The sequence below is a fragment of the Martelella alba genome (assembly GCF_005217455.1).
In the GTDB taxonomy this organism is placed as follows: Bacteria; Pseudomonadota; Gammaproteobacteria; order Enterobacterales; family Enterobacteriaceae; genus Acerihabitans.
The window spans coordinates 463167-478241 of sequence record NZ_SZPQ01000001.1 but is presented as its reverse complement, the minus strand read 5'-3'; the positions used below and the strand labels follow the sequence as shown (position 1 = coordinate 478241).

Annotated in this window: 11 protein-coding genes, 4 tRNA genes and 1 pseudogene; 2 read left to right on the top strand and 14 right to left on the bottom strand. The window is 54.6% G+C overall.

The window, feature by feature from the left end:
- Window positions 1–32: 32 nt before the first annotated feature.
- The 12 genes and pseudogenes from luxS to pncC form a co-directional block, all read right to left on the bottom strand.
- Window positions 33–548, bottom strand: a complete 516-nt coding sequence (gene luxS, locus FCN80_RS02300; RefSeq protein ID WP_136988256.1) for an S-ribosylhomocysteine lyase — start codon at window positions 546–548, stop codon at window positions 33–35.
- Window positions 549–703: 155 nt separating this feature from the next.
- Window positions 704–2269: a glutamate--cysteine ligase gene (gene gshA / locus FCN80_RS02295; protein WP_136988255.1), complete on the bottom strand. Its 1566-nt coding sequence runs from the start codon at window positions 2267–2269 to the stop codon at window positions 704–706.
- A 252-nt stretch (window positions 2270–2521) separates the two neighbouring features.
- On the bottom strand, window positions 2522–3094 hold the full coding sequence (gene yqaB, locus FCN80_RS02290; RefSeq protein ID WP_136988254.1) for a fructose-1-phosphate/6-phosphogluconate phosphatase: 573 nt from the start codon (window positions 3092–3094) through the stop codon (window positions 2522–2524).
- 282 nt (window positions 3095–3376) lie between these two features.
- Window positions 3377–3453 (bottom strand) — tRNA-Arg (locus FCN80_RS02285).
- Between the two features lie 134 nt (window positions 3454–3587).
- A tRNA-Arg gene (locus FCN80_RS02280) sits at window positions 3588–3664 on the bottom strand.
- Between the two features lie 203 nt (window positions 3665–3867).
- Window positions 3868–3944 (bottom strand) — tRNA-Arg (locus tag FCN80_RS02275).
- A gap of 8 nt (window positions 3945–3952) precedes the next feature.
- Window positions 3953–4045: transfer RNA gene (locus tag FCN80_RS02270), tRNA-Ser, on the bottom strand.
- A gap of 264 nt (window positions 4046–4309) precedes the next feature.
- Window positions 4310–4495: a carbon storage regulator CsrA gene (gene csrA / locus FCN80_RS02265; RefSeq protein WP_132926210.1), complete on the bottom strand. Its 186-nt coding sequence runs from the start codon at window positions 4493–4495 to the stop codon at window positions 4310–4312.
- A 249-nt stretch (window positions 4496–4744) separates the two neighbouring features.
- On the bottom strand, window positions 4745–7372 hold the full coding sequence (gene alaS, locus FCN80_RS02260; RefSeq protein ID WP_136988253.1) for an alanine--tRNA ligase: 2628 nt from the start codon (window positions 7370–7372) through the stop codon (window positions 4745–4747).
- 364 nt (window positions 7373–7736) lie between these two features.
- Window positions 7737–8270, bottom strand: a complete 534-nt coding sequence (locus FCN80_RS02255) for a regulatory protein RecX (protein WP_230492435.1) — start codon at window positions 8268–8270, stop codon at window positions 7737–7739.
- A gap of 89 nt (window positions 8271–8359) precedes the next feature.
- Window positions 8360–9334, bottom strand: a pseudogene (gene recA, locus FCN80_RS02250) (recombinase RecA); the annotation flags it as partial.
- 155 nt (window positions 9335–9489) lie between these two features.
- Entirely contained in the window at window positions 9490–9978 is a 489-nt protein-coding gene (gene pncC / locus FCN80_RS02245) for a nicotinamide-nucleotide amidase (protein WP_136988251.1), read from the bottom strand.
- 431 nt (window positions 9979–10409) lie between these two features.
- Between pncC and FCN80_RS02240 the strand changes: the two genes are divergently transcribed.
- Window positions 10410–11180 (top strand): amino acid ABC transporter substrate-binding protein, encoded by a 771-nt coding sequence (locus FCN80_RS02240; RefSeq protein WP_136988250.1) that lies wholly within the window; start codon window positions 10410–10412, stop codon window positions 11178–11180.
- A gap of 26 nt (window positions 11181–11206) precedes the next feature.
- Window positions 11207–11866, top strand: a complete 660-nt coding sequence (locus FCN80_RS02235; RefSeq protein ID WP_136988249.1) for an amino acid ABC transporter permease — start codon at window positions 11207–11209, stop codon at window positions 11864–11866.
- A 155-nt stretch (window positions 11867–12021) separates the two neighbouring features.
- Here FCN80_RS02235 and FCN80_RS02230 read toward each other — a convergent pair whose 3' ends face one another.
- A complete protein-coding gene (locus FCN80_RS02230) occupies window positions 12022–13029 on the bottom strand; it encodes a hypothetical protein (RefSeq protein ID WP_136988248.1) in 1008 nt (335 codons plus the stop codon).
- 248 nt (window positions 13030–13277) lie between these two features.
- Window positions 13278–14825 (bottom strand): hypothetical protein, encoded by a 1548-nt coding sequence (locus FCN80_RS02225; protein WP_136988247.1) that lies wholly within the window; start codon window positions 14823–14825, stop codon window positions 13278–13280.
- Window positions 14826–15075: the final 250 nt, after the last annotated feature.

The following is a 15075-nucleotide window of genomic DNA, read 5'->3' as shown; positions in this document are numbered from 1 at the left end:
CGGACGGCGGGATGTCTTGAATGGCGGTCAGGTCAGATGTGCAACTCGGCCAGTTTCTCCTTCGGCAAGGCCAGCTCATCGTTGTGGTTGACCCGGACATCGCTGTCAAGAATATGCCGGGCGATGTCCTGCGCTTCCGTCAGCGAGTGCATGCGGTAGGAGCCGCACTGATATTCGTTCAGTTCTGGAATTTTGCGCTGATCGGCGACTTTCAGCACATCTTCCATTGCCGCTTTCCACGCGTTGGCGACCCGCTGTTCATCCGGCGCGCCGATAAGGCTCATATAAAAACCGGTACGGCAACCCATCGGCGAGATATCGACGATTTCCACCCCATTGCCGTTGAGGTGATTACGCATGAACCCGGCAAACAGATGTTCCAGGGTATGAATGCCGCGCTCCGGCATGATCTCTTCGTTGGGCCGGCAAAAACGCAAATCGAAAACGGTAATGGTATCGCCATGGGGGGTTTTCATGGTCTTGGCGACCCGAACCGCTGGCGCGGCCATACGGGTATGGTCTACGGTAAAGCTATCCAAAAGTGGCATATCGTCACCTCCTATTAAAAAATTTATTTTTTTGCTGATCTGGGGAAACTTTTTTCCTGGCCACGAGTCTCACATAGTGAAAGACGCGCATTTGTTATCATCATCCCTGTCTTCAGAGATGTTTATTTGGCCACAGCTTCTGTGGCCTTTTCTTTTTACTCACCGCCATGCCGCCGCAGCAGATATTCGTCAAAACTCACCGTATCCGATGCCTCCAGCTTGCGTTGACGCTGCCATGAACGTGCCTGCTCGGCCGTGAAGGCACGTTCATCAAGCACCTCAAGGGGCTCATCGCTCAACATCCGGCGATACTCATTAGCCAGCGACAGGCCCAGCCCGCTGATGCCCTGCTTCTTCATGGCGTTCAGGATCCGGGCCGAAAACGTCAGTTCCGGGTTGTTAAAACCGGCAGCCAGCTCATCGCAACTCTGGCGATAAAGGCGATTATGATTATTGTGATCGAGGATATGGGCTACCCGGCGCAAATCCTCAAACAAGGTAAGACCCGCCTCGGCCAGTGGAACACGCGCCGCGCCGCAATCGACGCTCAGCAGCAATCCGGGCTTGCGCCCTTCAAGTATAACGCTGTTCCAGTTAGCGCGGGTGCACTGCAGTTCGTCGGCGGACATTTCCGGCGCCTCGGCTAAAGTACACCAGATCAAGAAAAGATCCAGGAAACGGGCCTGTTGCTCATCAATGCCTATCGGCGAGAACGGGTTGATATCCAGGGAACGCACTTCGATATACTCAATACCGCCGCGCAGCAACGCTTGCGAGGGGGATTCGTTTTCGTTCGTCACACGTTTGGGACGTATCGGCGCATACAGCTCATTTTCAATTTGCAGGATATTGGTATTCACCTGCAAGTATCTACCGTTCCGTTTCAGGCCGATGCGTTCATATTCCGTGGACGGCGTGCGGATAGCGCGTCTTAGGGCGGCGATATAATCGGACAGGCGATTGAAGGTAATGCCCAGTTGGCTTTGCGACTTGTTGGTATAACCCAAATCGCTGAGCCGTAACGATGTGGCATGGGGGAGATAAATCATACCGGATTCGCCTTTCTCGAACGGAAGCTGTGTGTCGCGACCATTGAGGAAAGACGAACAAATGGCCGGAGAAGCGCCAAAAAGGTAGGGAATGATCCAGCCAAAACGATAATAATTGCGGATAAGGCGCAGATAGCCGGCTGAAATGGCCTCTTTGCCGCTGATTTCATCGGTGATCCCGGCGCGCGCCTGCCAAAAAGCCAACGGCAGGGAAAAATTGTAGTGAACGCCGGAGATCACTTGCATCAAAGCGCCATAGCGATTTTTGAGTCCTTCCCGGTAAAGCGTTTTGAAGCGGCCCAGATTGGACGAGCCGTATTGCGCGAGTTCAATGGGCTGGGCGTTATCGATGAAACACGGCATACTCAGCGGCCACATCCGTTCATCGCCCAAATGGCGAGCCACATAGCGATGCACATCCCGCAGTACGGCCAACATATGGTTGACGTCGTCATCCACCGGCGTAATAAATTCCAGTAAGGCCTCAGCGAAATCGGTGGTGATCCATTTATGGGTTAACGCCGCGCCCAGGCATTCGGGATGCGGGGTTTGCGCCAAACGGCCCTGGGGGGAAATACGCAACGTTTCGCGCTCCACCCCTCGGCGGATACCCTTCAGTGCGTGGGGATGCGCTTCCAGCCATGACAGCGCTGCTGATACATCCGGGATCAAATTGACCTCCCGCAGTGGGTTTTATATTGGGTAAGCATAATTTAATCTGCCCATTTATGACTATCTCTACTCAAAAATCATTCAAGATGCGTCGAGGCGGCAAGTGGGATGTTCCCGGCATTACCGCGACGCGCGAACTCTGGAAATATCCTGGTTATTAACGCATGCCCTTGCTGAATTTCCGTGTGCGGTTGTGCTATTTCGGACCACATTCGACGGCGTGTCCTCTGTTGGCCAGACTGGCGCGTCCGGTCACCAGTGGGCGATTCGGACATCCACGCAGGCCATTGATGCCGAGCGGGCGGCCATGACGCCGAAATCGGCGTCTTCGAACACGACGCATCTTTCCGGCCGCACCCGCAACAGTTCAGCGCACTTTAAGAAAGTTTCCGGGTGCGGTTTATGCCGGCTGACATCGTCGGCCCCGACCACGGCATCGAAATAGGACAGTAAGCCCAGGTGGTCGAGCAACGAAACAGCCAGTCGATGTTCGCTTCCCGTGCCGACCGCCATCGGCCGTTTGCCGTGATAATGTTTGACCAGCGACACCAGCGGCAAAGGCCGGACTTCATCGAACAGCATGGCTTGCGCCACTTCGGTTTTCTCCCGGGCCAGCAGGTGGGGATCCAGAGTGGAGCGGTATGTATCGATTATCGTTTTTGCGACAAGCCAGGTCGGCGAACCGTTTAACGATACCATCGCAGCCTCGTCGAACTGCATGTCATATCGTTTAAGAACTTGATGCCAGGCTTTGCGATGGGTTGATTCCGTATCCAGCAGCGTGCCGTCCATATCGAAGATCAGCCCCTCGTATTGATCGTACATCGTTGCATCCTGATGCGAGTAATAGGGCCATACTGTAACCCAAAGTCATAAAGTTGTCGCTTTTTCTGTTAGCGGCACGCCGGGGATGGCGCCATGCGCAGTAGTTTCGCGGCATTTATCCGTTCTGGCGGACACGGGACAATGCAAGGCGTGTAAGCGCCGTCCCTCAGGCGAGCGATAGCAGTCAGTCAAGAGGCTATGGAAAGCCTGGCTCGGCCACATTAAGGGCATTGCGTGGTGAACATGGGAACAACACAGGAACAAGACATATCAGAGGGGAAATGGTGCATCCAGGAGGATTCGAACCTCCGACCGCTCGGTTCGTAGCCGAGTACTCTATCCAGCTGAGCTATGGATGCAATACCACGAGTGGTTGCAAATAAACGGATGAAAACGCGTCCCGCTTTATGTTGCCGATATGCCGAGGACTTAACACGAAAGCACCTTGCCCCGACACCTTCTTGCTTCCCAAGGAGAAGAAGTCAACAGTAGATGGTGCATCCAGGAGGATTCGAACCTCCGACCGCTCGGTTCGTAGCCGAGTACTCTATCCAGCTGAGCTATGGATGCAGCGTAACAAAAACTTACCTATTGGAATATTATAACTCGATTCCAGGATTAATTGTTTAATCCTTTTTACAAGTCAGATCCAATATATTACCTATTAAACTAAACCATTAAGGCTAATGCATTAATCACTGAGCCGTTACAGCCCGAGTCATAGTTTAATATTACTGCACATTTTATTACCGCCATGAAGACAGCGCAGTAAATGGTGCATCCAGGAGGATTCGAACCTCCGACCGCTCGGTTCGTAGCCGAGTACTCTATCCAGCTGAGCTATGGATGCACAGCAAATGGCGGTGAGGGAGGGATTCGAACCCTCGATACAGCTTTTGACCGTATACTCCCTTAGCAGGGGAGCGCCTTCAGCCTCTCGGCCACCTCACCCACATGCCAACAGTAAAGCTCATCGGCACTGCGTGGCGCACATATTACTTTCCCGGCCTGATAAGTCAAACAATTTTTCCCATCCTCCGAGCGTTTGGACAAAAGCCATGCAACTTGACCAGAACGCCAGCGCAATGATGCCTCATCCCGCCTCCGCCCCGTCTGACAGGCAAGAAGAACATGAAATGAGGGAATAATCAGGTTCGAATAAGAAAAAGGTGACGCATAAATAGCTACGCCCCGCTAACGCAAGGCGCAATGAAATCAGAATGGGTTTTGTTGCGACTTTTCAGCCTGGATGCGCTGGTATATTTCTTCACGGTGAACAGAAACTTCTTTAGGCGCGTTGACACCGATACGTACCTGGTTGCCCTTGACTCCTAAAACCGTAACCGTTACCTCATCGCCAATCATGAGGGTTTCACCAACTCGACGAGTCAGAATAAGCATTCTTTGCTCCTTGAAAGATTAAAAGAGTCGGGTCTCTCAGTTTCCCGCCATTATCCATCATATACCGTGAAAACGTAAGTCATGTTAGTGACATAAAATGCCAGCAGGCTGACAACTTTCAACATCAGGTATAAGTTTAGTCGATATGACCAGCTTCGCGCCTAACTTTTAAGTTGAAAACAAGGCGAATCTAAACGCCATAACTTAACAGAAAGCTATGGCGTTGATAATAACGTATTCTTATCTTGCCTAAAATTTCGCTGCCAGGAAGCCCTCGACACTCGCCAACGCGGCGGGCAGCGATTCAACATCGCTGCCGCCCGCCTGCGCCATATCGGGACGTCCGCCACCCTTACCGCCCACCTGCGCGGCCAGATGGCCTACCAGTTCGCCAGCTTTGACCCGATCGGTCAAATCCTTGGTGACGCCAACGATCAGGCTGACCTTGCCGTCGTTGACAGTCGCCAGGACAATCACGGCGGACCCCAGCTGATTTTTTAAATCATCGACCATGGTACGCAACAACTTGGCCTCGGTATCGTTCAGTTTACTGACCAAAACCTTAACGCCCTTAACCTGTTTCACAGACTGCGTCAATGTGGCGCTTTCCTGGGCGGCCTGCTGGTTTTTGAGCTGCTGGAGATCCTTTTCCAGTTGACGATTACGTTCCAACAAAACTTTTATTTTCTCCGGCAGGCTCTGGCTGTCACCCTTCATCAGTTGGGAAAGGTCATGCAGCACATCGATTTGCTGGTTGACGGCCGCCAGGGCGCCTTCGCCTGTGACGGCTTCAATCCGGCGGATACCGGCCGCGGTGCCCGATTCGGACAGGATATGGAACAAGCCGATATCGCCGGTTCGCGACGCATGGGTGCCACCGCAAAGCTCAGTGGAAAAATCACCCATGGCCAGCACCCTGACCTGCGCGTCGTATTTCTCGCCGAAGAGCGCCATGGCGCCTTTGGCGCGAGCCGCCTCAAGATCCATGATATCGGTGGTGATGGGCAGGTTGCGCCGTATCTGCGCGTTGACGATATTCTCAACGGCCCGGATCTGTTCGGGTTTCATGGCTTCGTGATGAGAAAAATCGAATCGCAGATACTGATCGCTCACCAACGACCCTTTTTGCGCCACATGCGTGCCAAGCACCTGACGCAACGCGGCATGTAGCAAATGGGTCGCGGAATGGTTCAGGCGAATGCGATCGCGCCGGGACGGGTCGACACAGGCGGCGACTTCCTCGCCGATCTTCAGCTCTCCGAACGTCAGCCGACCGAGATGGCCGATAGCCTTGCCGTATTTTTGCGTATCCTCGACCTTAAACAGGCCCAAGGACGCGTTCAGCTCGCCCTGGTCGCCGACCTGCCCGCCCGACTCGCCGTAGAAAGGCGTTTCATCCAATACAACGACCGCCTCCTCTCCAGGACCGATCACGTTTACCGCTTCGCCATTGCGAAACAGCGCGGTGACGTTTCCCCGATGGCGAAGTTCATCGTAGCCGAAGAACCGACTGGGGTTTTCCACCCGGACCATACTGTTGTAATCCGCACCGAAGCCGCTGGATTCGCGGGCGCGACGGCGCTGTTCCTCCATGGCGCGATCGAATCCCTGCTCGTCCACTTTCAACTGCCGTTCCCGGCAAACGTCGGCGGTGAGATCCAAGGGGAAACCATAAGTGTCGTATAAACGGAACGCCGTTTCCCCATCCAACGTATCGCCCTGCAATTTCGCCAGTTCCTCATCCAGTAGCGCCAAACCGCGCTCAAGGGTGCGGGCGAACTGCTCCTCTTCGGCGCGCAGCACCTGTTCGACCGCGGCACGTTGCTGCCTCATACTCTCGGCCGCCGGCCCCATGACGTCGATCAGCGGACCAACCAGCTTATAGAAAAAGGCTTCCCGAGCGCCCAGCATGTTGCCGTGGCGCACCGCGCGGCGAATGATGCGGCGTAATACGTAGCCTCGGCCCTCATTGGCGGGGACGACGCCATCAGCCACCAGAAAGGCGCAGGAACGGATATGATCCGCGATAACCCGCAGGGATTTGCTGGCCAGGTCACGGCTACCGGTGACCTTGGCCACTTCGGCGATAAGGGTTTGGAACAGATCGATATCGTAATTGGAATCCACATGCTGCAACACCGCGGCAATGCGTTCCAAACCCATGCCGGTATCCACCGAAGGTTTCGGCAACGGTAACAGCGTGCCGTCCGATTGACGGTTAAACTGCATGAACACCAGGTTCCATATTTCGATATAGCGATCGCCATCTTCTTCCGGACTGCCCGGAGGGCCGCCCCAGATATGGTCGCCGTGGTCGTAAAAGATTTCCGAGCAAGGGCCGCAAGGGCCGGTATCGCCCATTTGCCAGAAGTTGTCCGAGGCGTAGGCGCTACCTTTGTTATCGCCAATCCGAACAATGCGCTCGCTCGGCACGCCCACTTCGTTGGCCCAGATGTCGTAGGCTTCGTCGTCGGTGGCATAAACGGTCACCCACAGCTTTTCCTCCGGCAAATTGAACCATTGCTCGCCGGTCAACAATTCCCAGGCGAAACTGATAGCGTCTTTTTTGAAATAGTCGCCAAAGCTGAAGTTGCCCAGCATTTCAAAGAAAGTGTGGTGACGGGCGGTATAGCCGACATTCTCCAAATCATTATGCTTTCCGCCCGCACGCACGCAGCGCTGCGATGTGGTGGCGCGATGATAGGACCGGTTATCCAGGCCGAGGAACACGTCCTTGAACTGATTCATGCCGGCATTGGTGAATAATAATGTCGGATCGTTTTCAGGCACCAGGGAACTGCTCGCAACGACCTGGTGTCCTTTGCTATGGAAAAAATCGAGAAACGCTTGACGGATCTCAGCGGTGCTCTTGCTCATAGTAGTCCTGGAATCAAGCTATACTCGTCACGTTTCGCGCTGCCGGCAGGCCGGCTTTACCCGCTCGCCCTGGCCGTCTGACAAGCCAGCGACCGGAGGGCTGCCGCGTCGCCGCCTTTGTGCAACGCGAATAATTCAGAGTATAAACGAACAAATCGAAAACAGAATAGCGCACTATCGCGACGCTACAGTAGCGTTCACAACTCAAAAGTGGGAATAAGATAAGTTTTCTTTGCGGCGAAGTAAAATCCAACAGCAATCAATTTTATGAATTTATACTCGTCATGCTACTGGTTGCCACTTTGGCGACGACGTTGGCGACAAATGCGCCGCTCGCCGGCCACTGCGATACAATACGGATACGTTAGCGTATAGAATTTGTATAGATGGCCTGGATCTCTTCAAAGGAAAAGCCCCGTGCAAGCAGGTAACGCTGCACTTTGATCTTCTCCAGGCGCCCGGCTGGCAACGGTTGCCCAAATTTTTTTTGAGCAACGCTCATGGCTTGGGCCGGACGATCGATGGCCGCCTCAGCGAAAGCGGCATCAATAATCTCGCGCTTCACCCCTTTTTGCTTAAGTTCAGCGCGGATCTTCTGTTCACCATAACCTTTGTTACTGCGGCTCGTCACATAACTCGCGGTAAAACGACTGTCATTCAACCAGTCACGCCGTCGGCAATAGTCGATGACCTCATCAAGCTCGACCCGCGCGCGCCGTTCAGGTTCTTGCGGCGGCAGGGAGGATTTCAGTCGATCCCTCGCCATGACCGCCTTTAACTTACTACGCAGTTCCGCCTCGCTATGATCCCGGCGCGATAATATGCGCATAGCTTGATCCAGCAACGAAACCGATACCGTTACGCGCGCTTCAGCGGATGCTGAATCTCTGGCGATCACATTTCCTCACTGCTTTCATCAACGGTATTTTCATCGAAAGCCTCGCCATCGCCCCCGAAGCTGGCGGCGGAATTATGCAACAGCATATCACGCAGTTTTTTATCCAATTCGGCGGTCACTTCGGGGCGATCCTTAAGAAACTGACAGGCATTGGCTTTGCCCTGACCGATTTTCTCACCGTTATAGCTGTACCAGGCACCGGCTTTTTCGATCAATTTGTGCTTAACGCCCAAATCCACCAGCTCTCCATAGATATTGATGCCTTCACCGTAGAGGATCTGAAATTCAGCTTGCTTGAAAGGCGCGGCCACCTTGTTTTTAACCACTTTGACGCGGGTTTCGCTGCCCACCACCGTTTCGCCTTCCTTGATGGATCCAATACGGCGTATATCAAGGCGCACGGACGCATAGAACTTGAGAGCGTTGCCGCCGGTGGTGGTTTCCGGGTTGCCGAACATGACGCCGATCTTCATGCGGATTTGGTTGATAAATATCAATAGCGTGTTGGCGTTTTTGAGATTGCCCGCCAGTTTGCGCATTGCCTGGCTCATCATGCGCGCCGCCAGCCCCATGTGGGAATCGCCGATTTCCCCCTCAATTTCCGCCTTGGGCGTCAATGCGGCGACGGAGTCGACGATGATGACATCCACCGCGCCGGAGCGGGTCAAGGCATCGCAAATTTCCAGCGCTTGCTCGCCGGTATCCGGTTGTGAACAAAGCAGATTATCGATATCCACGCCCAGTTTTTTGGCATAGATGGGATCAAGGGCGTGTTCGGCGTCGATAAACGCGCAGGTCTTGCCTTCGCGCTGCGCCGAGGCGATGACCTGGAGGGTCAAGGTGGTTTTGCCGGAGGACTCGGGCCCATAGATTTCAACAATGCGCCCCATGGGCAAACCGCCGGCGCCCAACGCGATATCGAGGGACAAAGAGCCAGTGGAGATGGTTTCGACATCCATGGACCTATCTTCACCCAGGCGCATGATGGAGCCTTTGCCAAACTGCTTCTCAATCTGGCTCAACGCCGCCGCCAACGCCTTTTGCTTGTTCTCATCAATAGCCATTTCAACTCCTTTCGTCCTGTTGCGCAGGGAGCGGCACCGCTGCCCTATTGCTCATTTGGATTGCCCATTTGGATTGCCCATTTGGCCGTTCCGGCAATCGTCAATGCCGATCATACGGCGATTATACTGTACAATCATACAGTATCAAGTTTTTTTCAGAAAAAAGTGTCCAGCAGCGTCGTCAGGGCGAAATGGACTGACTGCCGGCGGACGGCATCCCGTCCGCCCTGAAAATGCTTCAGTTGGGCGAAGGGTTCGCGTCGCCCCCCGGCGAAGCCGAACCAGACCGTGCCAACCGGTTTATCGATCGATCCGCCGTCCGGACCGGCGATACCGCTGACCGCCACGGCATAATCCGCCGAGGCGATCGCCAGGGCGCCCTCGGCCATTTCCAACACCACCGGGGCGCTGACGGCGCCATATTGCTCCAACGTGCTGGCCTTGACCCCCAGCATAGCCGATTTGGCCCGGTTGCTGTAAGTGACGAAGCCGCGATCGAACCAGCCGGAACTGCCTGGGAGATCCGTGATCGTCTTGGCGATCCAGCCGCCGGTACAGGACTCCGCGCACGTAATATAGCGGCCTTCTCTCTTGAGGGCCTGGCCGATTCGGGCGCTGAGCTTCAGCAATTCTTCGTCGTTCATATCATCCCATCCTGATGCAACCTCGGCTGAAAAGGAACCGCCGCGCCGGTCGGCGCGGCATTTTTCGGTATCATTGTAAGACGGGCCGCATTTTTTTGATACCGCGGTCGGAACCGGCGGCCCAGTCGCGGGAAGCCGGGACGCCGGCCCCGCTGAAGCCAGTATAGCCGCGACCGTTATGGCGTTATTCGGCGACGGACCCGCTCGATTTCGCTTGTCCGACGACGGACGATGCATTATTTTCTTTGCCCGCGCCTTTGCTCGCCCCGCCGTCCGGGCGTTTATGGATTCCCCCGGACGACGCCTGGCGGGATCAGGGTATATACTCAAAAAGTCTTTCTCATGACTTATTGGAATTTATTGCGTAATCCAGAGTGGATTAGCATCCAGCGGCATGCAGGTTCTTTCCACTGGCAAATTCAGGAATAATGATGAAAAAAACGACATTAGCGTTACTGGCCGCCTCCCTGGCGTTTGGGGCGGTTCAGGCCCAGGCTGAAGACGGACTGGCCGCCATCAAGGCCGCCGGAACCATTTCTTTCGGCACCGAAGGCACATACGCGCCTTACACTTTTCATGACAGCAATAACAAACTGGTGGGATTCGATGTGGATTTGGGCCGCGCCATCGCGCAAAAACTCGGCGTTAAGGCCAAGTTCGTCGAAGGCCGCTGGGACGGTCTGATAGCCGGCCTCGATGCCAAACGGTACGATGCGGTCATCAATGAAGTGGGCATCACGCCGGAACGGCAGGCCAAATATGACTTCTCCAAACCTTATATCGATTCCAAAGTGGTGCTGATTACCCGTAGCGATAATACCACTATCAAAGGTTTCGCCGACTTGAAGGGGCAAAAGGCGGCCCAGAGCATGACCAGCAATTTTGGGCAGTTGGCGACCAAATATGGCGCCGAAATCGTCCCCAACGACGGCTTCAACCAATCAATCGAACTGGTGCTGAGCCGGCGCGCCGCCGCGACGCTTAACGACAATCTCTCCTATCTGGATTTCAAGAAACATCAACCGAACGCGCCTTTGAAAGTGGTGGCATCCCAGCCCGGCAACGCGCCTTCCGGCATTCTTGTGCGCAAAAACCAGCCCGAGCTGGTGAAAGCCCTAAACGATGCGCTGGACCAGATTAAAGCTGACGGAACTTACAAGACGATTTCGATCCGTTACTTCGGACAGGATATTTCCAAGTAACCGCGACGATCAAGGAGCCCTGAGCGATGCCTTCCTGGCTGCAACTGATGCTGGACTCCTTTTGGCGGTTATTTTCCGCCGGATTGATGTTCACTATACCGCTGGCGGTACTGTCGTTTATCGGCGGTTTGCTGGTGGGTTTTGTGGTGGCGCTGATCCGGCTTTATGGTCCCCAACCGCTTAAAGGGCTGGCAGATTTTTATGTATGGGTGATCCGCGGCACCCCCCTGCTGGTACAGCTGTTTTTGATATTTTATGGTCTCCCCAGCGCCGGCATTACCCTGGACGCGTTTCCTGCGGCATTGATCGGTTTTATCATCAGTGTCGGCGCCTACGGGTCGGAAATCATCCGCGGCGCTATTTTGTCAGTACCCAAGGTGCAATGGGAAGCCGCCTATGCCATCGGCATGAGCAGCACCCAGGCCATGCGCCGGGTTATCATGCCCCAGTCGGTGTTCGTTTCACTGCCGCCGTTGGCCAATTCGTTTATTTCCCTGATCAAGGACACATCGCTGGCGGCCGTTATCACCGTGCCGGAAATGTTCCTGGCCGCCCAACGCATCGTTGCGGTCACGTATGAACCATTGATTCTTTACATTGAAGCGGCCATCATCTATCTGATGTTCAGTACCGTGCTCAGCAAACTGCAAACGCGGTTGGAACTGCATTTTCGCCGGTACGAATGATTTTCACGCCGTAAGCCGTCCGTTACAACGGCAATGGCGCCGATTCGGCGCCATTGCCGCCCCTACCGCCCTCCGCGAAGAGTTATCCGGGCAAAACGGTCCATATGACGAAAAACGCTTATTTCATTAAATTGAATTAACTGTTCCTGTGACGTTTATATATCATGATCGTCCATAATAAAGTTGGATAAGCGGTATTCCGGTAATCTGGCTTCGGTAATATGTCCGATACGAATGGGCAATTCGCTATCGGAATCACAAAGAGATTTAATGTATTGCCAGTGCGCTTGTTCTGTTTCCATATGTTCGATCATGGGGTCGAAGGCCCCATCGGCTATCGTTATTTTGGGCTGTTCGGCTGTTGGGTCGTTATCTTCCTGCAACTCCTCGTCGCACTCCGGGGTAGCCGTTTCATCTTCTTCTAAAAATTCAGCCATTTGTTTGATCATTTGTAAATCATGACTGGCGGTTTGCGGTGAAAAATAAAATAGGCCGTCGTTAAACACCGCCTCCATGATTTCATAAAAATAAAAGTGCATTCCACCTTGTACGTAAGTCAGTTTATCATTTATCGACACGCCCATCGTCGTTTGGTCAAAAAGGCTATTCTTTTCAAAATTATAACTAACCAAGGCTTGCCGATCGCTAATGACCACAGGCACGTTTTTGATGCAATGGATATCGCCGCTGATGCTGTAATGCTCCCGGTCCGCCCGTTTGTAACCGTTGGCGGTACTGGCTACCTCGATGTCGAAATAGCGGGTCGGAATTCTCTCCCGATTGAAATAACTGGCAAAATCCTCCCCCTGCTGGATTTCCTGATGTTTGAATGCACGGTGAACGGAGGTTGTTCGCTGAATGCCGATCCAGTCGAAAAGCGCTTGCGTCTGAGAGGGCTTGCGGATTTCGGTGATGTAGGACATAACATCGATGTCCAGATAGGCGCTTAATAGCGGTGCCCAGGGCTCAATGGCCAAAAATATATCCGACAGCGTCGTGTCTTCCTCGATGAGGACATGATGGCGGAAGTATTTTAATAAAAAAAAAGGATCCGCCACTTTCAGGCAGTCCTGTATCGCTAATAGGGGCACCGCGGTGAGATCATCATAATCTGAACGAAACCTTAAGATTGAATCTTTACAGAAAATTAAAACACCATCCATGCCGCCCCCGGGTAATGTAATACCTTATAACATCGTTGCAGTTTACCATTTCCAGGCTAAACAGCTAGACTCGTTATACTTCAAGCCGCCTCTTTGCCGGCGGCGTTCACTTACGCCAGCCAAACGCCAGCCAGGGGATCCCGGGGCTAATGAGGAACTCCCGTCCCTTGACTGAAGCGCGACACCGGCGATAAAGCAGTTTTAACGTTGAATACTTCGCGTTGTATCGCGGCGACAAGTCAGCGACATTATTGCGACGCGCCCGTTATGTCGGTATTTTCACGAGTGGCCGAGCCAGATGGCTCACAGGTCAGGTGGGCGCCGGCAAATCCCGGATATGCCAGTGTCACCAAACCGCCCACCAACAGGCTGACCGCATGATACCGTTCATCTTTGCACAGTGAGGTGTTCTCCAGCGCGACGGCTATTGTCGCACTGATAGCCACCACCGCTTCGAAAATCGACGTGCGCATGGCACTGGTGGTCAACAGATTATCGGCGAACTGGGCTGATGTCGGCCAATTGCCGGAACCGACCCGCGGGCGCGCCAAACCGATGCGCATCCCAGCGCGCTCAGGGGGTAGCGCGTTGTCCTTCGCCGTCATCCCTTGCGCCGACGCTGTATGAAGTCCCGACATAAGCGCCGCCTTTTCCGGTTCCGGCCGGTCTTGTGGATCAGCGGCGAAATAGCGCATCCAAAAGGGTCTTTGCAGCTCATCAAACACTTCCACCGCGCTGTTCATGGCGCTGCGCAACAGATCATGGAGGAGGTCCGGTTCCGCCAGCGCCAGCGCGGCGGCGGCGGCCGGCGCCAAATCCGCCGCTCGCGCGGCCGATGAAATCAAAAATTCGGCGCCGGAACGCGGCGCCAGCCTGAGCAAGCCCTCACTTAGCAGCATTTGGGCGATACCGTACAACACGCTGGCGCAAACCAGGCCGTCGCCATTCATCCCACTATCCCCGCGCAAGGGAAAGAAGGTTTGCAGGATGTCCCGCGCCAATGTATAGCAAGCCATTTGCGGGCCGACGGACGCCAAGGTCGCGCCAAGAATGCGCTGCGGCTGATAAACCGCCGCGGTCAAAATGGCAAGGGAACTCAATAACAATACCCCCATCCGCGAGCAGCGACTGGCGGTAGTGGCCGTACCCGTCCGTTCATCGCGCAAAACGCCGGCCAGGTTCAGAGCCGGCCCCAGGAGGAGCGATCCTATACCGCTGATCATTCGACAATGATGGGCGTCGGCCCCATCAAGCCCCTGTAAATGACGTTCCAAGACAAAACCGACCATCTGCCGTAAAACCGTCGTCAAAGCGACAATCACACCGGTACGCGTTGCCACCGCGAGCACATTGCCGGCGCGGCGCGCCCTGTCGCTGGAGAATATTCGCTCATCATTGGCCAACACATCGCCAATATAATCCAGCAATATCCGTCCGCGCTCCATCAAGCCGGCGGCGGCGTTTCCCAGCAAAGCCAGGCGCATTCCAAGGAGTAACGGAACGCCGGACGCCGCAGCGGCGGACAATGGCGCGCGGGGCCCGTCCATCAGCAGTTTTTCAGCGCCGTCCCTCATCTGTTCCGCTTGGGCAAGCTCATGCCGGCTAAGCGGGGAAAGCATGTGTCCTTCCAGGGCATCCCACTGTCGAATCAAGGCTTCCATACAAGCCACCGGCGCCCCATCCGGCGCTTTGTCCCGACCGGCGGACGACCGTTCCGCCGATGGCGGAACAGACAGGCCGGTCAATGACATCACCAGCGGCGATGCCGATGATGCCGATTGTTCTGAATGACGCATTGGCCTTATCGTCGACATCCGGGATTGCTCGGTGGGCAAGTGGTAAGGGATCATTACAGAATGGCCTCTCTGATTCGCCTGGTAAATATTCATACTCGCTCTCTCTCACGCGGCCTCTTCGTTGGCGACGAACGCTCAACTCGGCCACCCTCTCATTGATGCGCCTGGGGAGGAATGAAGACAGCCCGTCTCGCACCGTGGGAATCGCCGCTGGCGGTTTGCATCCGTTCCCGACGAAGGTACCGCTTAC

Excerpts from the sequence above, each read along its gene's own strand:
- pncC (WP_136988251.1), bottom strand. The coding sequence starts at position 9,978 with ATGAACGACGAAGAATTGCTGAAGCTCAGCGCCCGAATCGGCCAGGCC.
- yqaB (WP_136988254.1), bottom strand. The coding sequence starts at position 3,094 with ATGTACGATCAATACGAGGGGCTGATCTTCGATATGGACGGCACGCTG.
- FCN80_RS02225 (WP_136988247.1), bottom strand. The coding sequence starts at position 14,825 with ATGCGTCATTCAGAACAATCGGCATCATCGGCATCGCCGCTGGTGATG.
- csrA (WP_132926210.1), bottom strand. The coding sequence starts at position 4,495 with ATGCTTATTCTGACTCGTCGAGTTGGTGAAACCCTCATGATTGGCGAT.
- luxS (WP_136988256.1), bottom strand. The coding sequence starts at position 548 with ATGCCACTTTTGGATAGCTTTACCGTAGACCATACCCGTATGGCCGCG.
- alaS (WP_136988253.1), bottom strand. The coding sequence starts at position 7,372 with ATGAGCAAGAGCACCGCTGAGATCCGTCAAGCGTTTCTCGATTTTTTC.
- FCN80_RS02240 (WP_136988250.1), top strand. The coding sequence starts at position 10,410 with ATGAAAAAAACGACATTAGCGTTACTGGCCGCCTCCCTGGCGTTTGGG.
- FCN80_RS02235 (WP_136988249.1), top strand. The coding sequence starts at position 11,207 with ATGCCTTCCTGGCTGCAACTGATGCTGGACTCCTTTTGGCGGTTATTT.
- FCN80_RS02230 (WP_136988248.1), bottom strand. The coding sequence starts at position 13,029 with ATGGATGGTGTTTTAATTTTCTGTAAAGATTCAATCTTAAGGTTTCGT.